At 67.5% G+C, this 26,369-nt stretch carries 29 protein-coding genes; 11 read left to right on the top strand and 18 right to left on the bottom strand.

The genetic code is table 11. The annotated features are described in order from the left end of the window. The first annotated feature begins 51 nt into the window (after positions 1–51). Positions 52–744 (top strand): TetR/AcrR family transcriptional regulator, encoded by a 693-nt coding sequence (locus ACQHI0_RS17440; RefSeq protein WP_427908979.1) that lies wholly within the window; start codon positions 52–54, stop codon positions 742–744. Between the two features lie 58 nt (positions 745–802). On the opposite strand, the gene ACQHI0_RS17435 is transcribed toward ACQHI0_RS17440, so the two are convergent. The 16 genes from ACQHI0_RS17435 to ACQHI0_RS17360 all read right to left on the bottom strand — a co-directional run bounded on the left by ACQHI0_RS17435 (position 803) and on the right by ACQHI0_RS17360 (position 13,980). Further along, positions 803–976, bottom strand: coding sequence for a hypothetical protein (locus ACQHI0_RS17435; RefSeq protein WP_427908978.1), 174 nt, complete (start codon positions 974–976; stop codon positions 803–805). A 61-nt stretch (positions 977–1,037) separates the two neighbouring features. Further along, positions 1,038–2,111, bottom strand: coding sequence for an oxygenase MpaB family protein (locus ACQHI0_RS17430; protein ID WP_427908977.1), 1,074 nt, complete (start codon positions 2,109–2,111; stop codon positions 1,038–1,040). Between the two features lie 127 nt (positions 2,112–2,238). Further along, on the bottom strand, positions 2,239–2,793 hold the full coding sequence (locus ACQHI0_RS17425; protein WP_427908976.1) for a hypothetical protein: 555 nt from the start codon (positions 2,791–2,793) through the stop codon (positions 2,239–2,241). A gap of 24 nt (positions 2,794–2,817) precedes the next feature. Then, a complete protein-coding gene (locus ACQHI0_RS17420) occupies positions 2,818–4,014 on the bottom strand; it encodes an MCE family protein (RefSeq protein WP_427908975.1) in 1,197 nt (398 codons plus the stop codon). Beyond that, a complete protein-coding gene (locus tag ACQHI0_RS17415) occupies positions 4,011–5,090 on the bottom strand; it encodes an MCE family protein (protein WP_427908974.1) in 1,080 nt (359 codons plus the stop codon). The genes ACQHI0_RS17420 and ACQHI0_RS17415 overlap by 4 nt, the downstream gene beginning before the upstream one ends. Continuing rightward, positions 5,087–6,160 (bottom strand): MCE family protein, encoded by a 1,074-nt coding sequence (locus ACQHI0_RS17410; RefSeq protein ID WP_427908973.1) that lies wholly within the window; start codon positions 6,158–6,160, stop codon positions 5,087–5,089. Before ACQHI0_RS17410 ends, ACQHI0_RS17415 begins: the two co-directional genes overlap by 4 nt. Further along, a complete protein-coding gene (locus ACQHI0_RS17405) occupies positions 6,160–7,191 on the bottom strand; it encodes an MlaD family protein (RefSeq protein WP_427908972.1) in 1,032 nt (343 codons plus the stop codon). Before ACQHI0_RS17405 ends, ACQHI0_RS17410 begins: the two co-directional genes overlap by 1 nt. Further along, positions 7,188–8,210: an MlaD family protein gene (locus ACQHI0_RS17400; RefSeq protein WP_427908971.1), complete on the bottom strand. Its 1,023-nt coding sequence runs from the start codon at positions 8,208–8,210 to the stop codon at positions 7,188–7,190. The genes ACQHI0_RS17405 and ACQHI0_RS17400 overlap by 4 nt, the downstream gene beginning before the upstream one ends. Before the next feature lies 1 nt (position 8,211). Further along, entirely contained in the window at positions 8,212–9,630 is a 1,419-nt protein-coding gene (locus ACQHI0_RS17395) for an MlaD family protein (RefSeq protein ID WP_427908970.1), read from the bottom strand. Between the two features lie 10 nt (positions 9,631–9,640). After that, positions 9,641–10,501, bottom strand: coding sequence for an MlaE family ABC transporter permease (locus ACQHI0_RS17390; protein WP_427908969.1), 861 nt, complete (start codon positions 10,499–10,501; stop codon positions 9,641–9,643). 1 nt (position 10,502) lies between these two features. Further along, positions 10,503–11,360, bottom strand: a complete 858-nt coding sequence (locus ACQHI0_RS17385; RefSeq protein ID WP_427908968.1) for an MlaE family ABC transporter permease — start codon at positions 11,358–11,360, stop codon at positions 10,503–10,505. A gap of 203 nt (positions 11,361–11,563) precedes the next feature. Then, a complete protein-coding gene (locus tag ACQHI0_RS17380) occupies positions 11,564–11,770 on the bottom strand; it encodes a hypothetical protein (RefSeq protein WP_427908967.1) in 207 nt (68 codons plus the stop codon). Positions 11,771–11,812: 42 nt separating this feature from the next. After that, positions 11,813–12,097, bottom strand: a complete 285-nt coding sequence (locus tag ACQHI0_RS17375; RefSeq protein WP_379217618.1) for a GlsB/YeaQ/YmgE family stress response membrane protein — start codon at positions 12,095–12,097, stop codon at positions 11,813–11,815. A 172-nt stretch (positions 12,098–12,269) separates the two neighbouring features. Then, positions 12,270–12,740 carry a hypothetical protein gene (locus ACQHI0_RS17370; RefSeq protein ID WP_427908966.1) on the bottom strand — a complete coding sequence of 157 codons (471 nt, stop codon included), beginning with the start codon at positions 12,738–12,740 and terminating at the stop codon, positions 12,270–12,272. A gap of 167 nt (positions 12,741–12,907) precedes the next feature. After that, positions 12,908–13,456: a TetR family transcriptional regulator gene (locus tag ACQHI0_RS17365; RefSeq protein WP_427908965.1), complete on the bottom strand. Its 549-nt coding sequence runs from the start codon at positions 13,454–13,456 to the stop codon at positions 12,908–12,910. A gap of 5 nt (positions 13,457–13,461) precedes the next feature. Continuing rightward, positions 13,462–13,980: a hypothetical protein gene (locus ACQHI0_RS17360; protein ID WP_427908964.1), complete on the bottom strand. Its 519-nt coding sequence runs from the start codon at positions 13,978–13,980 to the stop codon at positions 13,462–13,464. A 70-nt stretch (positions 13,981–14,050) separates the two neighbouring features. Here ACQHI0_RS17360 and ACQHI0_RS17355 point away from each other — a divergent pair, with 70 nt between their 5' ends. The 3 genes from ACQHI0_RS17355 (at position 14,051) to ACQHI0_RS17345 (ending at position 16,530) form a co-directional block, all read left to right on the top strand. Next, positions 14,051–14,443: a PPOX class F420-dependent oxidoreductase gene (locus ACQHI0_RS17355; RefSeq protein ID WP_427908963.1), complete on the top strand. Its 393-nt coding sequence runs from the start codon at positions 14,051–14,053 to the stop codon at positions 14,441–14,443. 209 nt (positions 14,444–14,652) lie between these two features. Continuing rightward, a complete protein-coding gene (locus ACQHI0_RS17350; protein ID WP_427908962.1) occupies positions 14,653–15,819 on the top strand; it encodes a hypothetical protein in 1,167 nt (388 codons plus the stop codon). A gap of 159 nt (positions 15,820–15,978) precedes the next feature. Beyond that, on the top strand, positions 15,979–16,530 hold the full coding sequence (locus ACQHI0_RS17345) for a nuclear transport factor 2 family protein (protein ID WP_427908961.1): 552 nt from the start codon (positions 15,979–15,981) through the stop codon (positions 16,528–16,530). Positions 16,531–16,535: 5 nt separating this feature from the next. Here ACQHI0_RS17345 and ACQHI0_RS17340 read toward each other — a convergent pair whose 3' ends face one another. Then, positions 16,536–17,042 carry a MarR family winged helix-turn-helix transcriptional regulator gene (locus ACQHI0_RS17340; RefSeq protein WP_427908960.1) on the bottom strand — a complete coding sequence of 169 codons (507 nt, stop codon included), beginning with the start codon at positions 17,040–17,042 and terminating at the stop codon, positions 16,536–16,538. Positions 17,043–17,138: 96 nt separating this feature from the next. Here ACQHI0_RS17340 and ACQHI0_RS17335 point away from each other — a divergent pair, with 96 nt between their 5' ends. The 5 genes from ACQHI0_RS17335 (at position 17,139) to ACQHI0_RS17315 (ending at position 23,647) form a co-directional block, all read left to right on the top strand. Further along, complete coding sequence (locus ACQHI0_RS17335) at positions 17,139–19,226, top strand: MMPL family transporter (RefSeq protein ID WP_427908959.1); 2,088 nt, start codon at positions 17,139–17,141, stop codon at positions 19,224–19,226. 49 nt (positions 19,227–19,275) lie between these two features. After that, positions 19,276–19,719, top strand: a complete 444-nt coding sequence (locus ACQHI0_RS17330; protein WP_427908958.1) for a DUF5990 family protein — start codon at positions 19,276–19,278, stop codon at positions 19,717–19,719. Between the two features lie 55 nt (positions 19,720–19,774). Beyond that, positions 19,775–20,368: a hypothetical protein gene (locus tag ACQHI0_RS17325; protein WP_427908957.1), complete on the top strand. Its 594-nt coding sequence runs from the start codon at positions 19,775–19,777 to the stop codon at positions 20,366–20,368. A gap of 173 nt (positions 20,369–20,541) precedes the next feature. After that, positions 20,542–21,960 carry a glyceraldehyde-3-phosphate dehydrogenase gene (locus ACQHI0_RS17320; protein WP_427909194.1) on the top strand — a complete coding sequence of 473 codons (1,419 nt, stop codon included), beginning with the start codon at positions 20,542–20,544 and terminating at the stop codon, positions 21,958–21,960. Between the two features lie 310 nt (positions 21,961–22,270). After that, entirely contained in the window at positions 22,271–23,647 is a 1,377-nt protein-coding gene (locus ACQHI0_RS17315; protein ID WP_427908956.1) for a hypothetical protein, read from the top strand. Positions 23,648–23,669: 22 nt separating this feature from the next. On the opposite strand, the gene ACQHI0_RS17310 is transcribed toward ACQHI0_RS17315, so the two are convergent. After that, positions 23,670–23,864 (bottom strand): hypothetical protein, encoded by a 195-nt coding sequence (locus ACQHI0_RS17310; RefSeq protein ID WP_427908955.1) that lies wholly within the window; start codon positions 23,862–23,864, stop codon positions 23,670–23,672. 36 nt (positions 23,865–23,900) lie between these two features. On the opposite strand from ACQHI0_RS17310, the gene ACQHI0_RS17305 reads away from it, so the two are divergent. Next, positions 23,901–25,148 (top strand): AAA family ATPase, encoded by a 1,248-nt coding sequence (locus ACQHI0_RS17305; RefSeq protein ID WP_427908954.1) that lies wholly within the window; start codon positions 23,901–23,903, stop codon positions 25,146–25,148. Beyond that, entirely contained in the window at positions 25,145–26,368 is a 1,224-nt protein-coding gene (locus tag ACQHI0_RS17300) for a vWA domain-containing protein (protein WP_427908953.1), read from the top strand. The genes ACQHI0_RS17305 and ACQHI0_RS17300 overlap by 4 nt, the downstream gene beginning before the upstream one ends. Position 26,369 lies beyond the last annotated feature (1 nt).

The following is a 26,369-nucleotide window of genomic DNA, read 5'->3' as shown; positions in this document are numbered from 1 at the left end:
TGTTCCAGAGGATGGCCGACCCCCGCTGGAGGAGTGGGAGATAATGTCGGTGTGAGTACCGAGAGCATGCCGACCGACGCTCGCCCGAAGCGCCGCAACGGGCCCCGCCTTCCGCCGGATGAGCGTAGAACGCAGCTGCTCGACGCCGCGCTTCGTGTCGTCGGTGAGGCCGGGCTCGCGAATTTGACGATGCAGGCAGTTGCCAAGGAAGCCGGCGTAGCCAAGCCGGTGCTGTATGCGATGTATCCCACCGCGCCGGAGTTGATGGCGCACCTGCTGCACCGGGAACACTCACGTGGCATGGGGCAGGTTTCCGCGGCTATGCCACGTGACCTGCAAGAATCCGATCCTGATCAGGAATACGTCGCGGCGGTGATGGCTTTTCTCGAATCCGTCGCCGCGGCGCCGACGCGCTGGCGCCTGATCCTGCTGCACAGTGACGGTGCGCCGACCGACTATCGCGAGCTGCTCGGCGCCGCGCGCGACAAGCTCCTCGATCAGTGCGTCGAGCTGTTGACCGCGGGTTTCGCGGTGCGCGGTGGCCCGCGAGAGGTCGATGTGGAACTGATCGCCCATGTCATGCTCGGTTTCACCGAAGTGCTGGGGCGGATGGTGTTGTCGGATCCGCAACGCTTTCCGCCCGAAAGGTTGCGCGCCACCGTCCGGTCGATGATCCGAACGTTGCCCACCGAGTCCGGCGCCGCACCTGCGAACGGTGTCGACAGCGGCGACCGTTCCGGCTGAGATCGCCGCGAGCAGAATCCGCTCACCGTGACGCGGTGAGCGGATTCGTGCCGATGGACTACCGCAATTGGATATCGGCGATGATCAGCACGGGCCAGGCGATCACCTCGCCGATCGAGGAGAACAGTCGATCGAGCCCGGCCACGTCACCCAGATGGCTGTCGTGGGTGATCAACCAGATCACACCGATCGCGAAATAGGGGACGCCGCCCGCGATTGCCAGGTACATCATCTGGCGGATACTGATCCGGCGTTCCAGTAGCTTTGTCAACACTGTCGCTCTCTGTTTCTTTTCAGGCGATGTCGCCGAGGATCGGCTGCGATTCGATGATTCCCTCATCGGAGGGAGCGATGCCGTCCATCAATACGCGCTGACGTTGTTTCTCACGTAATGCGTGGTGGGCTTGCGCCGGGATGTCGTACCCGTATTTCTTCTGAGCCTGCCGAGGTGTCGTCGTCACCGGATCGGTCGGCGTTATTCCGAGCAGCATCGGTGCCGCCACCGGCACTGTTGTCGGGGAGATCAACTGCAGCAGGAGCAATTGCAGCCGAGTGTTCAAGCTGACCACTGTCATCGCCGCGCTCAGCCAGGGCAGGACAAGGAGGTCGAGAACCCGTCCGGTCGGCAGTCCGGCCATCTCCCGCATCCATCGCGGCATCGTGGCCAGTGTTCCACGTCGCAGAAATGCCGCGACGATGGTGAACAGTGGTCGCAGCAAACGCGGCATCGGCGGCAGCATCACCTCGGCGTCGAGGAGATGATTCATCGCCTTCTTCGCGATATCGGAGCCGATGAGTTGGGGCCGCATCCGTTCGAAGTACTGCGCGACACCTTCGCGAGTGCGGGGAACGTCCGCCGGATCGCAGGTTTGGAGTTCGGCGGCCCTGGCGCATTCGTGCCAATAGCGCGATTCGTCGTCTGCGCTGAGCCGCCCCGGTCCGTACTTCTCGTAGGCGATCAGCAGGGAGTGCCACGCGGTGAGGTGAATCCACAACTGCGACTGCGGATCATTCGCGTCGTAGTACTTCCCGGTGACCGGATCGATTCCCACGGCCTTGGAATGGATCTTGACCAAGACGTCGGCCGCGCTGGTCGTGGATCGACTGTCGGCGAACATCACCATGGCGAAATAGCGCAACGTGCGGTCGTAGCGGGTGCGCGGGCGGCTGTAGATCGCGCTGGTCGTGTCCACCGCGGCGATGAGCGCGGGGTCGAGTTCCTCGATGACGACCGCTCGCTGGAAGCCGATGGTCAATCCGGTCGGGTAACTCCAGACCCGCCACGCGACCGAATCGGGTCCGAAGAATCCGTAATCCTCGGCCGGCGCCACCTCCGGTAGCGACAACCATTCGCGTATTGCTGCCATGTGGTTCTCCCCAAATTTCTTGCTGTCGGTCGCGGACTGGCCGAACCAATTACTACTCGAGTGTAGTTATCAAGTAGGATACTAACAGCGCACACCACGGAATCGCTATGGTCCGCGGCATTTTCGATCAGCGGGAAAGCGTCGGGGTGCTTACTTCGCTGACCAGCCAGCGGTCGAGGTCCTTACGGAGCGACATGCTCACCGAGAGCTGTCCGGGAGCGGGCGCGCCTTTGGTGCCGAGGCTGGTGATGGTCTGATTGATGACCGCCACCGCTGTCGCGGACGTCTCGTCGGCGGACTCGATCGCGCAGGTGACCTTGCCGACCGTCGAGACCACCTGCCCCTGGGTGAGTACGTCACGCAGATCTTTACTGGTGGCGTCGAATTCGGTCTTCCAGCTGCCGGTGGCGCCCGCCAGCACCGCGGCGAAATACGTGTCGAGGTCTTTGGCGTCGTAGCGAGCCAGCGTCGGCGCGTAGGTGCAGGCCGCCTGGAGCGCGGAGTCGCGTGCCTGTTCGCGGGCGCGGATCCGATGGTTGTCCACGGCGAGGAAGGCGGCGATGGCGACGGCGGCGGTCGTGACCACCGCCGCTCCCGGAATCATGATGCGGCGCAGGGTAATTCGCCGAGGTTCCGCAGTCGTTTCGGAATCGTCGATCGGTGGCTGGAGTTCGGCGGTCATGGGTAAGTCCTCGGTGGGTAGGAGTCAGTTGGCGGGCAGGGGGACGGTGAGTTCGTCGCCGGTGACGCCGGGCGGTGGGCCCGATCCGTTGTCGGGTCCGGCGGGGCGCGGCGCGTTGGCCGATCCGCGGACCTGCAGCTCGGGATGGCTGGTGACGCAGTAGTTGTAGAGCCGCCCGCGGCCGTCGGAGACCTCGGCGGGGGAGACCGGGATGGTTTCGTACTCGCAGGTGGGGCGCGGCCAGATGTCTGCCATGGTGTGGAAGGCGTTGTCGTGGGCGGGAACTCCGAGGGCGACCACACCGGCACGCAGGGCGGGAAACAGAGCCGACATCGCGGGGGTTCGCAAGCGGGCCGCCCGGGTGATGGCGACAAAATTGGTCACCAGGCTGGTCAGCGGATCGCTGGTCTCGGTGAGCACGCCGCCGAGGGTGGTGAGCCTGCCTGGACCCTCGTCGAGGAGTTCGCGCACTTCGTTGTCGGCGGCGTTCATCTGGTCGAACAGCGCGCCCGACCCGCGGACCAGGGTGGCGAGGTCGGGCTGGGCGTGGGCGGTGGTGTCGGCGATGACCCGTAGATTGCTGATCAACTGGGTGGTCTGCGGGAGCAGTCCGGTGAGGCCGGTCATCGCCTGGCTGAGACCGCTGATCACATTGCGCAGCACATCGGGCCCACCACGCAGCGCGCGATCGAGTTCGTCGACGATCACGGTGAGCCGGTCCGGGTTCATCCCGGCGATGAGGGCTCCGGTGTTGTCCAGGAACGAGTCGATCGTGACCGGGGTGCTCACCTGATCGGCGGTCACCGTCGCACCGTCGGCGAGGTATGGGCCCTCGCCGCTGGTCGGCCGGAAGTCGAGATACTGTTCGCCTGCCGCCGACAGCCGCCCGATCGCGACCGGTGTGCCGACGGGAATGGTGGTGGCGCTGTCGATCTCGGCCTCGGCGAGGATCCCCGCATCGTCGAGTGCGATGGCGCGGACCGCGCCGACCCGCACCCCGCGCACGGTGACGTTGCTGTGCGGGAGCAGGCCGCCGGAGCTGTCGAGCTGGACCCGCACCGTATAGGTCGTGTGCAGTGGCCGCACGCCGACGACGTCGATGGCGATGTAGCCGGATCCGAGGACGAGCATCCCGACCATGCCGAGCATCGCCCCGGCGGTCTGGTGGCGCTCGGCCCAGCGGGCCAGCCGGACGACGAGGGTCGCGGCGCGCGCGATCATCGATGACCTCCCTGCAGCCGGCCGAGCACCCGGGCCAGCACCTGGGCGAGGCTGCCGATGAACGCGGTGACGTCGGTGCCGTCGGGCAACCTGCTGCCCTCGGTATCGGTGAGCGCGCCGATGTCGAGGTATGAGATCCGCGCCGCGACAGCCAGACTCGACCCTTGCATCGACGTGCGCGCCACCGGGGCCAGTGTGTTGAGCCGGTCCAGTGTGGTGCCCAAGTTGTCCCCCATCTGGGTGAATCCGTTCATCAACCGCTGCACGCTGTCGAACAGGCTGAGGAATTCAGGGCCGGTGGTCGAGGTGAAATCGCCGAGCGCGGCGGTCACCGTGGAGACCTTCGTCGTGAGATCGGAGATGGCGCGGTTGTTCTCGGCGATCACGGCGATCAGCGTGGGGAAGGTATCGGCCGCCTGGCCGAGTTCGGCTTTGCGGGCGCGCAGGGTGGCGGTGAGCCCGTCGAGTCCGTGCAGGACCGAATCGATCTGCCCGGTGCGCTGATTCAACGCGCTCAGCGTCGCGGTGAGTTCGGTGAGCAGGTGCGACAGTTGGGGGCCGCGCCCGCCGATAATGGCGTTCAGTTCCGAGGTGATGCGGGCGACCTGGTTCATCGCACCGCCGTCGAGCAGCATCGACATCGCCATCATCAACTCCTCGACCGAGGCGCCGGCCGAGGTGTGTTCGCGGTCGATGACATCGCCGTCGGCGAGCAACGGGGTGCCGGGGCGGTGTTGCGGCAGCACGATGGCGATGTGGATGTCGCCCAAAGGGGTCGGCTGTCGCAGTTCGGTCCGGGTGCCCTGCGGAAGCGCGATGTCGCGGCGCACCTCGAGCTCGACGTCGGCGAGGAAGTTCGTCGTATCGATCTTGGTGACGACTCCGACATCGGTGCCACCGATCTTCACCCTGGCCCGTTCCGGCAGGTTGAGTGCGTTGTCGAACACCGCGTGCAAGCGGTAGGAGGGCCCTTCGACACCGGGGCGCGGCAGCGGGACGTTGTCGACGGTGACCGTGCACGAGCTGACGCTGATCGCGGCCAGCGCGGTGACGGTGAGGCGGGTGACTCTGCTCATTCGGACAGTCCCAGCAGTGCGGCGGTCAGACCGAAGTCCGGACCGAAATCCATGAGCTTTCCCGTCCGGCAGCCGTCGGCACGCAACGCGAGCCGCGTGCACAGCAGCGACAGGGTTTCGTTGTCCAGCAACGATTTATCGGTGAGCAGATGCAGCCGCATCGCCCGCTGGTCGGTGCTGACCGTGCGGGCGAAGTTGTCGGCCATCAGCGGCGTCACATCGACGATCTCGGTGAGGCCGCGTGCGTTGTCACGCATCTGGCCGGTAATCGTGACCAGGCGGTTCACCGCGTCGGTGAGCGGTGCGCGGTTCTCGGCCAGCACCGTCGAGGTATTGGCGATGAAGTCGTTCACCTGGGTGAGCACCGCGGCCAGGCCCGGCGCCTGTTCGGCCAGCAGCGCGACCAGTTCGGTCAGCCGACCGCTGAAGTCCCGGACGGTCTGGTCGTTTCCGGCGATCATCGTGGTGAGCTCGTTGAGTTCGACGATGGTGCGCGAGATCTGGTCCTTGTTGGCCAGCGACACCTCGAATGTCGTGGAGAGGGCGTCGAGGGTCTCGCGGATGCGATCACCGTTGCCGTCGAGCATCGGGAACAGCACCCGGCTGGCCATCGGCCCGGTCGCGTTGTCGCCCTTCAGCGCTTCGCCGAGTTGTTCGAAGTTGCGCAGGATGCGGTCGAGTTCGACCGGAGTCCTGGTGCGCGCCAGCGGGATATGGGCACCGTCGGCGAGAGTGGGCCCCTCGCCGGTATAGGCGGGCGTCAATTCGACGTGCCGGTTGGTGATGAGCTGGGGGGAGACCAGGGCGGCCATGGCGTCAGCGGGCAGCTCGACGCCTGGCTCGATCGTCATCCGCACCTCGACGAAGGCACCCTTGGGTTCGATCGCGTCGACCCGCCCGATCGGGACACCGAGGACCGAAACGTCGTTGCCGACGAACAGGCCGGCGGCGCCTTCGAAGTCGGCGGTGAGGTGGACGGCCTCGGGGCGCAGCGACACCGGGATCGAGGAACAGCCCGTGCCGATGCCGGTGATGATCGCCAGTGCGAGGCATTGGAGCACTCTGCGCATCACTTGCACCCTTCTACCGCGTCGGCCAGGCACAGCCAGTTGTCCGGGAACAGCCACGGCATGTAGATGTCGCCGTAGGGGCCCTGCGCGAACGCGTTGTTGAATTGGCGGACCGCCACCGGCATCACCTGATACAGCGCGTCTAGGTGCTCGCGGTTCTTTTCCAGACCTTGCGACATCGTGTTCAGGTTGTGGATGAGCGGGCCGAGCCTGCCGCCGTCGTCGACGCCCATGTCCTGCAGGATCTTCGAGGCCGCCGCGATGTTGTCGAGCAGTTCTCTGATCAGATCACGGCGCGCGACGACGGCCTCGCCGATTGCCTGGCCGTTGGTCAGCAGCACCAGCACGCTGTTCTGGTTGTCGGCGATCAGTCCGGAGACCTGATCCATGCTGCCGAGCAGCTGGTCCACCTCGTCGCGCCGGGAGGCGATCACCTTGGCCAGTGCGCCGACGCTGTCGAGCGCCTGAGCGGTGAGCTGCGGTGAATCGCCCAGCTGCGTGCTCACCGCGTCCAGGCCGGCGCGCAGCGCGTTCGGGTCCAGTCGTTCGAGGTGCTCGAAGGAGTTGCGATACTTCGGATCGTTCACGACTTTGGCCAGGTTGTAGGGAACGGTGGTGGCCGACAACGGGATACGGGAGCCGGGTAGTTGCCCCTCGGTGCCCGGATCGAGTTCCACGTGCATCTTGCCGAGAATGGTCGACATCTTGATCGCCGCTTTCGCGTCGTGACCCACGCCGAGATCGGGCCGCACACTCATCGAGACCAGGACCCGATCGCGTTCGAGCCGCACGGCGGTGACCGTGCCGACTTCGATGCCGGCCACGTCGACGCTGTTGCCGGTCCGTAGGCCCGCGGCCTGCGCGAATTCCGCGTGGACGGTGTCCTCGCCCAGGTGCGCGCGCGAGAGAATCCCGGATCCGAGGACGAGCACGATCACCGTGACCCCCGCCGCGATGCCGAGGGCGAAGTTCCGGTTGCCGAACGCATCGCGCAGGGTCGTGCGGACAAGGAAGAACAGATACTTGATCATCGGCAAACCTCCGAGTGCTCGTTGCCGCCGACCTGGGAGAACATTCCGCGGGGAAACAGCACGCCCCACAGCGAAACGTCCAGGCTGCAGACATAGGTATTGACGTAGGTGCCGTTGCCGCTGATCCGGGCGAGTCCGGCAAGGATCAGCGGTAGTTCGATCGCCGATCGGTCGAGGCGCGCGCCATTGGACAGCAGCAGGTCCACACCCTCGCTCGCCTGTTGCTGCGCCTGCGCCATCCCCGGTGCGACCCTGGTGATGAGGTCGGTCAGTTTCGTTGTCGACTCGGCGATCCCGGTGACCGAGCCTTTGAGTACCTCGCCCTGTTCGTACAGCCCGCTCACCAGGGCACGGGACTGGGTGATCAGGGTCTCCAGCTCGCCGCTGCGGTTGGCCAGGCTGGTGATGACATCGCTGAGATTGGTGATCACCGCGCCGAGGATCTCGTCGCGTTCGGAGAAGGTCGTAGCCAGTGCGGCGGCCTGAGTGATCAAGGCCGACAACGACACTCCGTCACCTTGCAGCGCCTGGACCAGGGTTTCCGACAGCGAGTTCACGTCGTCGGGTTGCAGCAGGCTGAACAGTGGTTCGAAGCCCGACAGCATGGCGGAGACATCGAACGAGGATTCCGTGCGCTCCAGGGGAATCGTGCCGCCTGCGGGTAGTGGCTCACCCGCCGATTCCCCCACGGCCAGCGCGACATAGCGCTGGCCGATGAGATTCTGATAGCGGATCAGCGCTTTCGTGGTGGTACTCAGGTGCTGGCGCGACTGCACCGACAGCGTCACCTGGGCACGGCGCCGGTCGACCAGGTCGATCGCGTCGACCCGGCCGACGCGCACGCCGGCGATCCGCACGTCGTCGCCGGTGCGCAGGCCGAGCACGTCGGTGAAGACGGCGCTGTAGCGATGGGTGTCACCCGGCACCGAACGTCGCAAGGTCGACCAGATCGTGTAGGTCGCGATCATCGACAGGGCGACGAAGACGGCGAGCCCGAAATAGATGGTGCGGGTGCGCATCTCAGTGACCTCCGGAGGACGGTGGTGCGAGCGTCACGGTCGCACCGGTGAGGACGGAGCCGAGCAGCAGCTGTTGCGTGGTGTTCGGTCGCTCGCCCAGGAACGCGGCCACCGCGGCGGGGCCGGTCAGCGCCACCGGTCCGGCGCGGTGGCCGGGCTGTCGCGGGGTGGAACTCGCCGGGGCGGTGATGCCGGGGATCACGAGGCCGGGTAGGGAGAGTCCGGGGATATTCGGCAGGGCCGGGAAATTCGGCAGCGTGGGCAGGGCGGGCATGGTGGGAATCGGCGCGGGGCCGGCCGAGGCCAGCCAGCCGGGGATCAACTGCGTCGGATAAGACTGTGGCGCTGGGGAATCCGGGATGCTGCCGGTATCGCAGCGCGGTCCGGCCTGGCTGCCGTAGCGCGGGCAGTCGGCGGCGGTGTACTGGCGAAACGGTGTGAACGAGACCGTGACGTCCCACTGCATCTGCTTACTCGGCCCCCAATTGAATACGGTGGCAAGGCGACTCAGGGAATCGCCGAGTGCGATGACGGTCTCGGTCAACGCGGACGGATCCGCCGCGAGCGCACCGAATGTCTCGTCCAGTCCGACGACGAGCTCCTTGCCCGCGTCCGGGTTCCGGGCGAACAGCGCCTGGGTCGCGTCGGTGGCCGTGCCCGCCGAGGTGAGCAGTGCGATCACCTGGTTGCGGCGGACGGTGATCGTGTGTGCCGTCTGCACCGATTTGCCGAGCGCGTCAGCGAGTTCGGGTGCCGACTGGTTCACCGCCGCGGTGGCCGCCCCGAGATCTCCGAGCAGCTCGCCGATGCCGGGCATGGCGCGGACCTCGGTGATCCACTGGTCGAGCCGTTCGATCGTGGAGCCGGGCAGCCGGGCGTCACCGTCGAGTGCCTCGGCCAGGGTGGCCAGCACCCGGGCGAGTTTGGCGGGCTGGATGCGGTTCAGGACGTCGCGCAAGGTGGTCAGCGTGGTCTGCAGGGCCACCGTGGCGCGGCTGGTGTCCTGCTCGACGACGGCACCCGCGCGCAGCGGCGTCGCGGCCGGGCCGTTGTCGACGAGTTCGACCGAGGTGACTCCGAAGATGTTGGCCGGCACGACACGAGCCGTCACCGAGGCCGGGATGGCCGCGGCGGCAGCAGGCTCCAGGTCGAGGTCTACCCGCTGGCTCAGGCCCTTCTCGGCGATTTCCACCGCCGACACCGTGCCGACCAGCAGCCCGCGGAAGCGCACGTCGGCGCGCGCGGGCAGCCCGTCGCCGGTGCTGGTCATCCGTGCCGTCACCGCGACGGTTTCCTCGAAATGGCCCGCGTAGCGCAGCCCGAGCAACGCGACGACACCGGTCAGGCTCAGAGCCATCGCGGCACCCGCCAGGCTGAGCCGCCCGCGCGACCACCCGCGTCCGCTGGGATCCGGATACATAGCAGTCCCCCTATCCGGAGATCCGGATACCGGAGTCGACGCCCCAGATCGCGAGTGTGAGAAGCAGATTGAGGAAAACGACCACGATGATCGTCATCTTGATCGCGCGCCCGGCCGCGACCCCGACGCCTTCCGGCCCACCCGCGGCGATATAGCCGAAGTGGCATTGGATGAAGGTGGCGACAAGCACGAACGCGACCGCCTTGAGGACCGAGTAGACGATGTCGCCCGGGTCGAGGAACTGGTGGAAGTAGTGGTCATAGGTGCCGATCCCGTTGCCACCCAGGAAGAACGCGGTGACCTTGGTGGCGAGGTAGGCGGTGGCCATACCGACGCTGTAGAGCGGCAGGATCGCGACCGCGGCGGCCAGCATGCGGGTGGTGATCAGGTAGGGCAGCGGGCGGATCGCCATCGACTCGAGCGCGTCGATCTCCTCGGCGATCCGCATCGAGCCGATCTGGGCGGTGAACCGGCAACCCGCCTGCGCGGCGAAGGCGATGGTGGCCAGCAGCGGAGCCAGCTCTCTGGTGGTGGCGAAACCGGAGATCGCGCCGGTGAGCGGGCTCATCGTCAGCAGATCCAAGGCGGTATGCGATTCCATTCCCACAGTGATGCCGCCGAAGCCACACAGAATCAGGATCACGCCGACCGTGCCGCCACCGACCACCAGCGCGCCGTTGCCCCAGGTGACGTCGATGATCAGCCGCACGACCTCTTTGCGGTAGTGCCGAAGGACGAACGGAATCGCCAGCAATGCCTCCACGAAGACGACGCCCTGGTGTCCCAACCTGGCGTTCGCCTCGGTGAGCGGGGTCGTCGCGGCCTTGGCGGCCCGGAGTGGACGCAGCAGGGGCGGTAGGTAGCTCGCCATCTCAGAGCACCTTGGACGGGAACAGGGTGTTGTAGATCTGGGTGAGCGCGATATTGGCCGCGAACAACACGATCGCCGAACTGACCACCGCGGAGTTCACCGCGTTCGCGACACCGCCCGGGCCGCCCTTCGTGTTCAGGCCGCAATCACAGGCGATGATCGCGGTGAGCGCGCCGAACATGGCCGCCTTCACCAGCGCGACCAGTAGGTCGCTCGCGACGGCGAACGAGGCGAATGTGCTGATGTAGGAACCGGGTGTGCCGTCCTGAATGAAGATGTTGAACAGGTAGCCGGTGGCGAACCCGACGAACACCACGAACCCGCACAGCAGAATGCTCACCAGCACCGCGGCGAGCAGTCGCGGCGCGACCAGCCGCGCGATCGGATCGACGCCCATCACCCGCATGGCATCGATCTCCTCGCGGATGGTGCGGGAACCGAGATCGGCGCAGATCGACGAGCCGACCGCGCCTGCGATCATCAGGCAGGTGACCAGCGGCGCGCCTTGACGGATGATGCCGAGGCCGTTGACCGCCCCGATGAAGGTCGTCGCGCCGACCTGGCTGACCAGCGAACCGATCTGGATCGACACGATAGCCGCGATCGGGATGGCGACCAGCAGGGTAGGGGTGGCTGAGACACCTGCCATGAACGAGCTCTGACGGAGGAATTCGGCCAGCGGAAAGCGTCGATGCACCACGGCTCGGACCAGCTCGGCGGTGGCCTGCCATGCCATGGTGACCTGACGGCCGGCGGTCTCCACCGACTGTCGTGGATGGTCGCGCCACCAGTCGAGGCAGAATCGCACCACAAGGTCGAAATCGGTTGGTGAGCTTGCCTTATCGCCTATCGTTGCCATGTTGACCGCCCCGTGTTCAATGCGGTCGCCGAGCTGTACGACCGAATCTGACCACTGATCTACACGGATGTTTACAACATTTCTACGCACCCGTAGTCAGCTGTCTGGGACTGTAGCAAGTGGAGGTGGCGGCCGTCCTCGATTTGGGCATGGCGGATGGCGATGATCGTCCTCGGCCAGGCGTGGCCGGGCGTCAGGGGATGTCAGGGGATAGGGACGTCGAGTTCGATGGGAAGGAGCGGGGCCATGTCTGACCACGGTGTGCCGAAGGTGTCCTTGCCGCCGTACCAGACCAGCAGACCGGCGTCGGTGATGGACACGATGTCGACGATCTCGGGTTTGCGGCTCACCGCGACCGGGTCGCTCGGACGGAAGTAGCGGGTGGTCGCGGCGAACCGGTCATTCGCCAAGCAGGTCACCGCCGGTTCCGGCGATGACCTGCTATTTTCGGCTCAGGCGACAGGCGGGTGTTTACGGGCGCCCATCGACTCGGCCGCGAACAGCAGCACCACCGCGGCGATGACCGCGAGGACGAAGCCCCAGAAGTTGAGTTCGGTGATGGAGCCGACGCCGATGAGGCTGGCGATCACCCCGGCGATGAGCGCCGCGGCCATCCCGAGCACCAGGGTCATGCCCATGCTCATGTTCTCCTTGCCCGGCTTGAGCATCCTGGCCAGCACGCCGACCACCGCACCGATGATCAAGAATCCACAGATCTGAACAATCGCGTTCCACATCGTCGAACCTCCACGTTGTGCCGATGGCCGGGGAGTGCCGGTTATGTTCGATCATTTCTCCGATTCGCCCGCAGAGCCAGAGCCGTGTCCTCGGCGTTGCCGAAGCGTGTCCGCGCCGACGCCGGATCCGACCTGGTTCGATGACCGCGTCGTCGCCGCGGGTGAGCCGGGCTCAGTACTGAGGATCTGCCCGGCACTCGCTCGCGGACCGTGCGGTCGGCGCAGTACCGTCGCCCTGATCGAAACGCCACTGTGCGATCGGGCCCGCTGGCCGCCAGCGCAGACCGTGGCCGTCCGGCACGGCTTCGTAGACCGCTTCGCGACCGCTGACGAGCTGGTCGCCTACGCAGTAGTCGGTGTAGCTGGTGCCCGGCTGGACGGCTCCCGCGCTGAAACGGCCGGTGGGATCGCCTGCGGCGCCGGGATTGGCGACTGTGCTCGCGCGCTGCGTCGACGACCCGCGATCCCAGCGCGCGTCCCCGGTCCGCGATCGGCCGCAGGTGAAGGTCCAGCCGCCTGCGATGACGGTGACTCCCTGCGAAGACGGGCTGTCCGCCCACAAGCAGCTGCCTGCGGTGTTCGCGGACGCGGTTCCCGTCGAGAGCCCGAGCAGGCTCGCTGCCGTGACGGCCGATGCGAGCACGGCGATACCGCGCCGCCGTCGAACGCTGCCTGAAATATCCTGATTGCCAACGCTTTCCATCCTGCAATGGTCCCGTCGGAGGGGGCCGGGCACATCAGGTCTCGACCCGGAGCTTCAGCTCAGGGATATCCCTCGGGTTGCCTGTCGGCGGTACGCGGCGGTGCGGCTCACAGGAGGCGACGCACGGCCTCGACGATCGCGCGTCGGCGTTCGTCGGCGCTCTCGGCCGCTACGGCGGGCAGGTTCGTGACGTTGCCGGGGCTCCACGCCAGCGCAATGCTCAAGACGATGGTCAGCAGTGCGGTGGGGGAGAAGTCGGAGCCGATGCGGTCCTTGCGCTGTGTCGCGGCGAGTGCGTCCAGTTTGGCGTCCCGCGCGGGCGTGCCGGCCAGGTCTCGGTCGCCGCGTTCCAGGCGGTGCCAGGTGGCCAGCCGGATGACATCGGGGTGTCGGCGGCAGTAGTCGAACAGCCGTCCGGCGTACTCGGGGAGGTCCTCGGGGGTGAAGGGGACCGAATTCAGGCCGTGGGTGACGTGGGCGTCGAAGACCGCGTCGAAGAGTTGGTCCTTGCTGCAGAAGTAGACGTAGATGAGGTTCTTGTTGGCCGCCGCCGTCTTGGCGATCCGGTCCACCCGGGCTCCGGCGATGCCGTACGTGGCGAACTCGTCGGTGGCGGCCTGGAGAATGCGGGCCTTGGTGGCGTCGGCTCGGGACATGGGGGTCATCGTAGGACGGCCAAGACCGCGTCCGATGCGACGAGCAGCACCGTGCACCACAGGGTGATCCCGATCATCAGCCAGCAGATCAGCGGCCAGCGGGGGATGCCGAGTGCCGCACCGAGTAGGGCCGAGCCCCAGGTGCCGAAAAGCGCGGGTCCGACGATGCCGAAGCCCGCGACGCCATAGCGGTCGAGGACTCGCGGGGCCCGCAGGCCCGTCGCGCCGGAGAGCCGGGCGTGCACGGGGGGCGTCTGCCCGACGGTCGCGTCGCAGGGGGCCGCACCGTTGGCGGTATTCACCGAAACAGCCTGTGCGGCAACCGACTTGCGGCGTCCGCGCCACGACTGCCAGCGCGCCCTGGCGCGTTCCATGGCGAACACCGCGAAGACCACACAGCAGGCCGCGCCGAGCAACACCGCGATCAACGCGACCGGGCCGGGCAGTGACAGGGAGAGGCCGACCGGGATCGCGGGGGTGCCCACCGCGAAGCCCGCGAGCAGAGTCCCGACGAATCGCCCCATGCGGATTCCTTTCGAACGCGTCGTGCGCTTCCTCGGACACAATAGTTAACTAACTAGTTAGTATGGTGCCATGAAACACCCCGACACGGTGCTCGGCGAGCTCGCCGCCGGCAAGTACCTGCTACTCACCACGTTCCGCCGAGACGGCAGGGCGGTCCCCACGCCGGTCTGGGTGATGCGCGACGGCCGAACGCTGGCCGTGTGGAGCGCGGCGGACGCGGGGAAGGTGAAGCGGATCCGCAATGGGGGCCGCGTGACGGTCGCGCCCTGCGACTGGCGTGGCAAGCCGTTCGGTCCCGCGGTTCCCGGCATCGCCGAGGTGCTCGCGCCGGACGCGAGCGCGCACTTCACCGGGCTGATGAAGCGCAAGTACGGGCTGGTCGCCCGGATAGGACTGCTGGGCAGCAGGCTGCGCGGAGGCTCCGAGCGCATGGTGGGCATCCGGATCCGCCTGGATATCTAGCGGGTCGGCAGTCCGAGCACGCTGGGTGTGCCGAATGATCGCCACGACAAGTGTTGTGGAGCAGATCTGGTCCGCTGCGCGGCAGTCCGTTCGGTCAGCGGGTGCGGGATACGATGATCGGACTCGACGTCAGCGAGAAAGCCGGACAGATGACGACTGATTCTGGTAGCCGGGGGCGGCGAACTGCCGTCGCATTGCTGGTGTGCGTCATGGGGATCTTCACATTCGCCGCCGTTATCGCAGGATTTCTGCGGGCGCAGGTCCTCGATACCGACCACTATGTCGACACCGTGGCCCCGCTCGCCGCCGACCCTGCGATTCAGACGGCTGTCGTGGACGCGCTCACCCGGTCTGTCATGTCCCGGGTCGACGTCGAGCGGTTGGCATCCGATCTGCTCGACACGGTCGGCGACGCCGAGAACCGCGGTCCGCGCGTGACCGCCGCGCTGCGGAGCGTGCCCGCGCTGCTGGCGGCGCAGTCCGAAGGGCTGGTCCGGAACGCGGTGAGCGCCCTTGTGCACAGCGATGCCTTCCCCGAACTGTGGAACGCGGCGAACCGGCAGGCGCATCGCGGGCTGGTCGCGGCGGTCACCGGAATCGACGAGGGCGCCTTGCGGGTGCAGGCCGGCGTGGTGTCGATCTCGCTCACTCCGATGGTGGCCGAGCTCGTCGACGAACTGGACAGCCGCGGTTTCGTCCTCGCTGACCGCGCCATCGACCTACCGACCGAATTCGTGCTCGCCGAATCGGACGACCTGGCACAGGCGCAGCGGGCGGTGCGGCTGCTGGACCGGGCGGCGATCGTGCTGGCGGCCGTCGCGGTGGGTTGTGCGCTGAGCGCGGTTCTGGTGGCGGGCAACGGTTTCCGTCGGCGCGCGATCCTCGCCGTCGCGGCGGGTGTGCTGGTGTCGATGGTCGTGCTCGCGGTGGCGTTGCTGATCGCGCGTCGCGTGTATCTCGAACATGTTCCGGCGCAGTCGATCTCACCGGAGGTCGCCCGGATCGTCTTCGACACCCTGGTGGGTCCGTTGCGGATGAGTATGCGGGTGCTCGCGGTGTCGGCCGCCGCGGTGGGGCTGGGTGCCTTCCTCGCCGGCCCGTCGGCGCCGGCGTCCTGGGTACGCGCGACCGCCGGTCGGGTAGGGGATCGGCTCCGGCGCGGCGAGGGCGGTCCGGTATCGGGGTTCGTCGCGGCGAATCTGGGGTGGGTGCGTGGGGCCGTGCTGCTCGTCGCCGCCGCGGTACTGCTGTTCTGGGACTATCCGACCGTACGGGTGGCGGTGCTGATCGCGGTGGTCACCGGCGTCGTCTTGCTCGCGCTGGAGCTTGTCGCCCGGCCGCGACGGGCTGGCGAGGACGTCACCGGGCCGGGGTAGCGGCGGTGTGTCGTCGGGCTGAAATGCTGTGGCGGACATAGGAAGGGCATCGAAGAAAACTGCCGGACAGATAATTGGACAAGTGTCTGTACAACCGTCGATCCTGTGCGTAACGTACCTGCTACCAAGAGTGCGTTGCACAGATCGGAGCAGATCTCGATGTCATTTCCCCGCGCCGAACTCGACGAGATGATCGAACGCTGGTTGCAGGCGAACGTCGACTGCGAACGCGCAGGCGACTGGCGCCCGCTGGCCGAGTTCTACACCGAGGACGCCACCTACGGCTGGAACTACGGCCCGAAACACGACTTCATGGCGGTCGGGCGCACCGAGATCCGGGACTGGGCCATCGGTTCGGAGATGGACGGTCTGGACGGCTGGACCTACCCGTATCAGTCCTGGGTGGTCGACGAGCAGACCGGCGGCATGCTCGGATTGTGGAAACAGGTCTGCGATGTCACACGGACCGACGGAACGAACTACGCGCTCACCGGTATCCAGGGCAGTTGGTTCAAATACGGCGGCGACTTCCAGTGGAAGTGGCAGCGCGACTTCTTCGACTACGGCAACCTGACCGCGCTGTTCACCGAGATGATCACCAACGGCGACATGACCGCGGGCATCAGCAAGCGCATCGACCGCGTAGTGAACGCCAAGGGAAATCTGCCCGGCTGGTACAAGATGGGCGCCACCCCGGTTCCGCTGTGGTGATGTTACTACTCGGCGGCCTGCCCCGGCTCCGGTAACTCGGCGTAGAACTCGCGCAGCGCGGCGGTGACGCCGACGAGGACACGGTGGGCGGCGGTCAGATCGGCGTCGGGCAGGCAGGCCAGCGCGGCGCGGGTGCGTGTGCTGAGTGGGCCGAAGAAGCCGGATGCGACGGACATGCCCTGGTCGGTATAGCTCAGGTGGACCCGTCGCCGGTCGGTCGGATCGGCGACGCGTTCGAGGTGTCCGGCTTCGATCATGCGCTCGACCAGGTAGGTGACGGCGGGTGCGGAGACGCCCATCGATCTGCTCAACTGGCCCGCGCTGAGCGGTGCGCCCTCTGCGTCGGCGGTCGCGATATGCATCAGGGCGCGGAAATCATTGGGGCGCAGGTCGTTCGAGCGAGCGAAGACGTGGCCGATCTGTTCGGAGATCGCGGTCAGGGCACGGAGGTCCCTGGCTATGTCGGTCTCCAACCCTGTCCGGTCGGTGGCCGGGTCGGTGTCGTCACCCATGCGCGGCCTCCTCTCTGTCCGACAGGGAGCTTAGCTGTCGGACGCGCCGCGATTGCCAACTATTTAAGTTTCTGAAATAGTTTTGGCGTGATGCGAATGAGCGACGGGAACGGCTGGGACCGGTTCGCTGGGCTGGTGACGGGTCGGCGATCGTGGGCGGTGCTGCTGGTGGTCGTCGCGGCCGCCATGGCCGTGATGGCGCTGGCGGGGAGCAACGACAGCGCGGGCCAGGCCCCGGTGTCGTTGCCGCGATCGGCGGAATCGGCCGAGGCCGCCGAGGCCGCCGCACGGTTTCCCGATGCCGGAACGGCGGCCGCGATCATGGTGGCGACGCGCGCCGACGGCGGCGTACTGACCCCGGGCGATCTCGCGGCAACGGATGCGGCGCTCACCCGCGCGGGGGATCACACCCCGGTGATCATCGCTCCCGACGGGCGCGCCGCGCTCGCCCAGATCCCGGTGTCCGCCCAGCTCAACGGCTTCGCGCTCACCGACCGGATCGGCGAACTGCGGGTCGCCGTCACCACCGACCTGCCCGATACGGTGCGCGTGCAGATCACCGGCGGACCGGCTTTCGGCGCCGACATCGCCGATTCCTTCTCCGGCGCGAACGCGCTCCTGCTGATCGTCACCGCGATCGTGGTGATGGTCTTGCTCATCCTCACCTATCGCTCGCCGGTGTTGTGGCTGGTGCCGTTGACGGTGGTCGGCCTCGCCGATCGCGTCGCCACCAGCGTCGGCACGCTGCTGGCCGAGCTCACCGGGCTGGCTTTCGACGGTTCGACCTCGGGTATCACCAGCGTGCTCGTCTTCGGAGCGGGGACGAACTACGCGCTGCTGCTGGTGTCGCGGTACCGCGACGAACTGCATCGCCACACCGACCATCGAGTGGCGTTGCGCGCCGCGGTGCGCCATGCCGCGCCCGCCATCGTCGCCAGCAATGTCACCGTCGTCCTCGCCCTGCTGACGCTGTTGCTCGCCCTGCTACCCAATACCCGCAGCCTCGGCGCGTTCGCCGCGGCCGGGCTCGTGGTGGCGCTGGTCTTCGTCCTCGCCGCGTTGCCGCCCGCGCTGGCACTGTGCGGGCGGCGGATCTTCTGGCCGTTCGTGCCGCGCCCGGACGGTCGCGACGCGGCCGAGCAGGGCGCGTGGGCGGTGGTCGCGAGGCGCGTGGTGCGACGTCCGGCCGTGGTCGCCGGGGCGGCTTCGGCGGTTCTGATCGTCTTCGCCACCGGGCTCGCGACCACCGACATCGGCCTCTCGCAGACCGAACAGTTCCGTGTCGAGGCCGAATCGGTCGACGGGCTGGAGGCCATGGCCGAACACTTCCCGTCCGGCTCGTCGGATCCAGCCGTGGTGATCGCGCGGAGTACGACCACCGCCCAGATCCAGACGGCACTCGACGGCGTGCAGGGTGTCTCGCGCGCCACGGCCACCGGCACCGCCGAGAACGGTTCGACACGCTGGTCCGTCGTGCTCGACGCCGCACCGGGCTCAGCGGAGGCGTTCACCACCATCGCGGCGATCAGGACGGCGGTCGGCGCGGTCCCCGGCGCCGAGGCGCTCGTCGGTGGGTCGGACGCCGAAGCGCTCGACATCCGCGACGCCGCCCGCCGCGACCAGGCGCTGGTCATTCCGCTGATCCTCGCGGTCGTGCTGCTGGTGTTGCTGGCGCTACTGCGCGCGGTGCCCGCCGCCGTGCTGCTCGTCGGCGTCACGGTTCTCAGTGCGCTCGCCGCGCTCGGTGCGGGCAGCTGGATCAGCGGCACGGTCTTCGGCTTCCCCGCGCTGGACACGAACGTGCCGCTGTTCGGCTTCCTGTTCCTGGTAGCGCTCGGCGTGGATTACACGATCTTCCTGGTCACCAGGGCGCGCGAGGAAGCGGGTGCGCACGGCACCACGCAGGGGATGGTGCGCGCCGTCGCCTCGACCGGTGCCGTGATCACCAGCGCCGGTGTCGTCCTCGCCGCGGTGTTCTGTGTGCTCGGTGTGCTGCCGTTGATCACCCTGACCCAGCTGGGCATCGTGGTCGGGATCGGCATCCTGCTCGACACGTTCGTGGTTCGCACGCTGGTCGTCCCCGCGTTGTTCGCGCTCCTGGGCGACAGGGTGTGGTGGCCGGCAACGCCCACGAAAGACCAAGCAGCGCAGTCTCCTACGGACGAGTCGGCGACGGTGGGCTGATCGTCGGGCACGAGCGAGCGAGAATCGGCGTGTGCGCGACAATGGCCGCATGCTCATCCGAATCGTGGGGACGCAGCTGCCCGGGTCGTCCTGCCGGCCGGCGGGGAACGAGGCCACGTACTCGAACATCCACGTCGGCGTGCAGCGGAAGAACCGGCCACAGGAACTGCTCGACCCGCAACGCGGTGACGCGGACACTGTCGCGTGGACGGTGGAGTGCACTGTGGTCGACGCCGATATTCGCGGGGCCTACATCCAGGGTCGACCAGGGGAGCGGTTCGTCTACCTCAGTTGGGTCACCGTCGATGACGGCGGCACGCTCACCATGTTCCGCCGGGCCAAACTGATGCTCGCCGACGTCCCCGCTGAGACCCTCGCCGCCGCGACGGAATCGGGAGTACTGGAGGCGCGTCTCGGCCTCACCGACGCGACCGGAAACCCGCTGTGCGCCAGGGTGAAACCCGCCATGATCAGCTGGACTGCCGCGACCTGAGTGCGGTGTCCACCGGCCCGCGGCGGGTGTCGGTCCCCGGTGGCAGGATGCAGGGGTGGGTGATTACTTCGAACGGATTGTCGATCTCGACGTAGCTGCGGCGGACGCGGAGGTGGTGGCGGAGCGGATGGTCGACTGGATGGTGTCGAGGGGGTGGCTGCTCCGGGAGAAATCGGGTTACGCGATGTACAGCCTCCACGCCGACGAAGGGTACGTCGCGGGGCGTGCCTGGGCCGAGATCGCCGACAATTCGGACGCCGATTGGATTCCCGCACCGGTAGCGGTCATCGTCGGCCGCCACGCTCACTACGGCGGTCAGGGCGAGATCGAACCGGCCGACGCGACCTGCCCGAGCTGCCAGGCGAAGACGGTGATCATCGACTACCCACAGGCCTGGGAAGCGGATCCCGCGGTATGGCAACCCTTTTCGGCCGCGATCGAGGCCTGGGAGCAGACAGGCGCCGGCGCGGTGTCGTGCCCCGCGTGCCAGACGACCAGCCCGATCATCGACTGGCAGTGGCCGTGGGGTTTCGCCCTCGGCACCCTCGCCTTCGACTTCTGGGGCTGGCCATCCCTGACCGAGGAGTTCATCGCCGAGTTCACTACCCGGCTGGGCCACCGAGTCGACCATCACACAGGAAAGTTCTGATCGCTCGCCGATACACACAGTGCGCATGATCTCACCGGTGGGGAGTGGCCCTCGGTGAAAATTCCGCCCTCACTAGCATCGATACAACGCAAACATCGTTGAAAACTAGAGGACGTGTGTTGACTACCGAACAACTTGATCGCTGGAACGCCCAGGAAGCCGCGGCGGAGGCGATGATTCCGATCATCGGAACGCTGTATCGCAGCAAGGGTGTGACGATTCTGCTGCACAGCCGGTCGCTGGTGAACAAGTCGGTGATCAGCATTCTGCGGACGCATCGGTTCGCGCGCCAGATCGGCGGCGAAGAGCTGTCGGTGGACGAGACTCTGCCGTTTCTGCAGGTCATCAGCCAGTTGGATCTGGGGCCGTGCAAGATCGATCTGGGTCAGCTCGTGATGGCATTTCACGCGGATGAGCGTGGGCTGTCGGTCGAGGAGTACACCACCGCGGTGCTGGCCGAGGTGAGCGACGGCAACAAGGCCGTGTCGCAGGGGCCGCGTGATGTGGTGCTCTACGGGTTCGGGCGGATCGGGCGGCTGGTCACCCGGCTGCTGATCGAGAAGGCCGGGTCGGGCAACGGGCTGAGCCTGCGCGCGGTGGTGGTGCGCAAGGGTGGCGACGACGACCTTGCCAAGCGCGCGTCGCTGCTGCGCCGTGACTCGGTGCACGGGCACTTCAACGGCACGATCAAGGTCGATACCGACAACGACACGATCACCGCGAACGGCAACGTCATCAAGTTCATCTACAGCGATGACCCGACGACGATCGACTACACCGCCTACGGCATCGACAACGCGATCCTGATCGACAACACCGGTCGCTGGCGTGACCGCGAGGGCCTGGCGCAGCACCTGCGCCCCGGCATCGCGAAGGTGGTGCTCACCGCGCCGGGCAAGGGTGACGTGCCCAACATCGTGCACGGGGTCAACCACCGCGACCTCGACCTGTCGCAGGAGATCTTCTCCTGCGCCTCCTGCACGACCAACGCGATCGTGCCGCCGCTCAAGGCCATGGACGACGAGTTCGGCATCGTGCGCGGTCACGTGGAGACGGTGCACTCGTTCACCAACGACCAGAACCTCCTCGACAACTACCACAAGGCCGATCGTCGCGGCCGGTCCGCGCCGTTCAACCTGGTGCTCACCGAGACCGGCGCCGCCTCCGCGGTGGCCAAGGCGATGCCGGACTTCAAGGCCAAGATCACCGGCAACTCGATCCGCGTGCCCACCCCGGACGTCTCCGTCGCGATCCTGAACTTGCAGCTGAAGCAGGACACGACCAAGGAAGACGTGCTCGCGTACCTGCGTCAGGTATCGCTCGCGGGCCCGTTGAGCCGTAACCTCGACTACACCGCCGCCACCGACGCGGTCTCGAGCGACTTCATCGGCTCGCGCGCGGCCTCGATCATCGACGCCAACGCCACCATCGTCGAGGGCGACACCGCGATTCTCTACGTCTGGTACGACAACGAGTTCGGCTACTCGTGCCAGGTGGTGCGGACCGTGCAGTACATCTCGGGCATCGAATACCCGACCTATCCCCAGCTGGGCGACCGGTCCGACGCGCGCGAGCTGACCGACGCGCGATAGCGAGTTATCGCTGAGGCGGGTCCGGGTCGCTGACCTGGGCCCGCCTTGTTCGTCGACCCGGTCGCGGGCCGGGCGATCGAACGTCACCGCTTGTCGGGGTGCGCGATGTTGTGCATACTGGCCACATGACATCCAGTCGAAAGGGCGTCCTGCGCCCGGGCCGTTGAGCCCCACGCCGGTCATCGAACCGGCTTCTCTCCCGCTCGATCGCGGGGAATTCACGAAAATTCCGCAGAGCACTCGTTCGTCATATGACGATGCGCGCCAAGCCCTTTGGTTACGGGTGCGCGAGCTCGCTGTGCCGCCCGGGATGATCGAAGTAGCTACCGCACGGCGTCTCGTCGGTGACTGGTCCGGTGCGTGCGCCGCGGCTCACGTCGACGTCGATGTGGACTTGCGGGCATTGGCGCGGACGCACGGGCGGGGACTCGCCGCCCACGTGCGGGCCGACCTGCGACACCTGGCGCCGGATCTGCTGCGCTGGCATCTCCCCAGAATCGCGCCGGACGGATTGTTGCGGCCCGGGTTGACGATGGTGCTGGCTCGCTACGACGCCGATGACATCGGCGACCTCGATATCGGAATGTCCACGCCCAGTGCCGGTTCCGTGTACCTGGTGGTCCGCACGCCACCGGCTTGGGCGGCGGCCGGCCAGCGGATCGGCCTCACGCTGTGGGACATGGCGAGCCCCGCGACCAGTGCGCGCATGCACCCCCACCCTCGGCCCAACAGTCGCTACCGTCTCGACCTGCACCGGCACCTGTGGGATTCGCGCAGAGCGCAGGAGTTGCGAACCCGTTCTGGAGCAGCGCAATTCGCCGCCACGGCGATTGCGTCAGGCATCGAACCCGCCTCCGGGGAACCCGTGTCGCTGCCACCGGGTGACGATCCCGGCTCCGGTCTGCCCGCAACGATTCCGCCGGGATGTGCCGTCGATCGCTGGGCGGACGAAGCGGGAATTCTGCTGCGGGCGCAGGGGCGCCGGTCCGGGCTCGTCCTGGTGCGGTGTGGTGCGCGGAAACGGGTTGTGCTGGATGTGCGCGCGGATGATCCACCCGCGGTGCGGATTTCGAGGGAACATCCGCGTGGCGGCATCTCGGCCCTTCCGGTCCTGCCCGACGCGGCGACCTGGGTTCTCCCCGACCTGGAATTGCTGCGCGCGGACGCGATCACCGCCGATCGCCTGCATCCGCTGGTCGCTTCCGCGCTCGGCCGCGACGGAGCGCCGATCGAGAGATCCGCGATCGCCGCCGGTTATCGGCTCGTGGAATGCCGGGGCGAACGCCACCGGATCGGCCTGGTGAACGGGGTGCTCGCCGCCCTGGACCACGACCCTGCCGAAATCCGGCGCGAAGAACTCCTGGCAGCCCTGACCGGCACGCCGATGCCCTGCCTGCAAGCCATCGACCGATCACTGCGCCAGCCGGATTGGCTGGTCGGCGTCTGCGACCGTCTGGACCACGGCGATATCGACGGCGCGCTCACCATCGTCGAAACAAAGCTCGGCGCCGACGCGGTGCTGCGCGACGGACCCCTGCGTGACGCGCTCGAAGCCGCTGTACGACAACGGATTACCTACGGCCTCTTCCGGGCGGGCCTGCCCGCGCCGGGTCGCGGCCATACCCCTCCTGACCGGTACGACCGTAAAGGCCGTCGCGCCCGTCCGAGACACGCGGTCTTGCGCTGAGTTGCCGTCCGGGCCATCGGGATCACGCGGTGTCGCACTGACAGGCGAAGTCGTGCCGACCTGCGATGACCAGCTGATCCGCCTCGACGGGCTGACTCGCGCGTTCGGCTCGTGCGGCTTTCGCAGTGCCGACCATGCTGGCGTCGCTGCTGAATTCCGAGCAGGTCATCCGGTGCCTTCGTCGGCCGAGGCCGAGCTTCGCTCCACCTGCCATCATCCATCGAATTCTTCTGAACCCAAAGGTGATTCACACATGACTGTTCACACCCTCTGCCCGCCGCTCCCGATTCGCGCCGCCCACTCCCAGCTCGATATCGCGGGCGAACTCCTCGCCATGCTGGGTGAAGTGACGACAGAGCCGCGTCGCAACACCCAACTGGAAGCTCTCACCTTGGCAGTGGCCGCCGACCTACCGGTCCTGCTGTGGGGCGAGCCGGGCATCGGCAAGACCGCGGCCCTCACCCAGCTCGCGGAGTCCCTTGACCTGCCGCTGACCACGGTCATCGCGAGTGTGCACGAGCCGTCGGACTTTTCGGGCCTGCCGATCATCGGCGACGACCCCGCCAACCAGGGTGTGCCGATGGCGCCGCCGGACTGGGCGGTGCGACTCGTGCGGGCCGGGCGCGGCTTGCTGTTCCTCGACGAGCTGTCCACCGCACCGCCCGCCGTGCAGGCCGCACTGTTGCGCGTCGTTCTCGAAAGGCGGGTCGGCGCACTGGAACTGCCGCCGGGTGTGCGCATCGTCGCGGCCGCCAACCCGCGCTCCTCGGCCGCTGACGGCTGGGAGCTGAGCCCACCGCTGGCGAACCGCTTCGTGCACCTGCAGTGGACCCATGAGCACGACGTCGTCGTCCGGGGCCTCGGCGGAACCTGGCCGCGCGCGACCTTGCCGCAGCTGGCCTCCGAAAGCTTTTCGGAGGCAGTCGCTTTCGCTCGGCGGGCGGTCTGCACGCTGCTCGCGGCGCGACCGAAACTCGTGCATCAGATTCCCACCACCGAAACCCGGCGGGGCGGGCCGTGGCCGTCGCCGCGCAGCTGGGAGATGACCCTGCGCCTGATCTCCTTCGCCACCGCGGCCGACGCGAGTCGCGATGTGCTGTCGCAGTTGATCCGCGGCACGGTCGGCGACGGCGCCGGGTTCGAACTGCTGACCAGCATCGATCGGATGGACCTGCCCGACCCGGAAGCGCTGCTGGCCGATCCGGCCGCCGCCGAACTGCCGACGCGGGGCGACCTGCGCCAGGCGGCCCTCGACGGTGTGGTGGCCGCGGTCCGCAAACGACCGGAGAAGGCACGGTGGGACGCGGCCTGGTCGCTGCTGGTCAAAGCCCTGGAAACCGGGGCACCCGACCTGGTGGTCGTTCCCGCGACCACCCTGGCCACGCTGCGCCGCGACAACTGGGAGGTGCCCGCGTCGATCGAACAACTCGCCGCGGTGGTGTCGGTATCCCAGAGCGCTGATCGCGCCGCGGCCCGCGTTGCGGTCAAGGCGGGCCGATGACGGCGGATACCACCGGGCTGGATTTCGACAAGCTGTATGCCGCACGGCTGCAAGCGGTCTCGGCCCGTCCTTATCTGGCGACTGCCCTGTACGCGCTGCACATCGTCGAGTCGCGAGGGGTGCCGACGATGGGGGTGGACAAACACTGGCGGTGCTACGTGTCGCCCCGGTTCGTCGACAGCACGCCGGTGGAAGATCTGGCTTCGATTCTGGTGCACGAGGTTTCGCACCTGCTGCGAGACCATCACGCGCGCAGCGACCGCTACGCCCACGCCCACGAGCTGACCGGCCCGGGGGAGCGCCTGCGCATGAATATCGCCGCGGATGCCGAGATCAACGACGACGCGTTCGGCGACGGATTGGTCTGGCCCGAGGGCGCGGTCCTGCCCAGCACCTTGGGGCTGGATCCAGGTCAACTCATGGAGGACTACCTGGGTCAGTTCCGCCTCGGGCATCTGACGGAAGGCATGGCGTGGCTCGACTGCGGTAGCGGCGCGGACGGATCGGACCGTGAGTGGGAACTGGGACCCGACGGCGCCGACGGTCTCAGCGAACAGCAGCGCGAAGGCGTCCGATTCCTCGTGGCGCAGGGCATCGTCGGCCGTCCAGGAGACGCGCCCCAGGGGTGGCGACGCTGGGCGAACGAGGCCCTGCACCCCTCACAACCGTGGCGGGATCTGCTCGGAGCCGCCCTCCGCGCGGCCGCCTCGGCCCCCGGCGTCGGCGAGGATTACACCTACCGCCGCCCCGCCCGGCGCTCGACCGCACTCCCCGGCATCGTGCTGCCGAGCCTGCGCCGCACCCCACCCAAGGTCAGCGTGGTGATCGACACCTCGGGATCGGTCAGCGACGACGAACTGGGCAGCGCCCTACTCGAAGTGGCCGCCATCATCCGCGCCGTCGGCGGCCGCCGCGACCTGGTCACCGTGTTTTCCTGCGACGCGGCGGCCAGAATCGCCCACCCACTGTGCCAGGCCGAGGGCATGACGCTGATCGGCGGTGGCGGCACCGACCTGCGCACCGGTTTCACCCTTGCCCTGCGCACCCGCCCGGACGTCCTCGTCGCCCTGACCGACGGCCAAACTCCCTGGCCCACACACCAACCGGCCTGTCGAACCGTGGTCGGCCTGTTCCGCCGCCCGCGCGCATGGCAGGAGGGCGATCCGGACTACGTTCCGGACCGACCACCTGCGTGGGCACGGGTGGTCGACATCGGGTGAG

Origin of the sequence: Nocardia sp. FBN12 (assembly GCF_050320175.1) — a bacterium.
In the GTDB taxonomy this organism is placed as follows: domain Bacteria; phylum Actinomycetota; class Actinomycetes; order Mycobacteriales; family Mycobacteriaceae; genus Nocardia.
The sequence above is the reverse complement of the archived record's forward strand: the minus strand, read 5'-3'. Positions and strand labels throughout refer to the sequence as shown.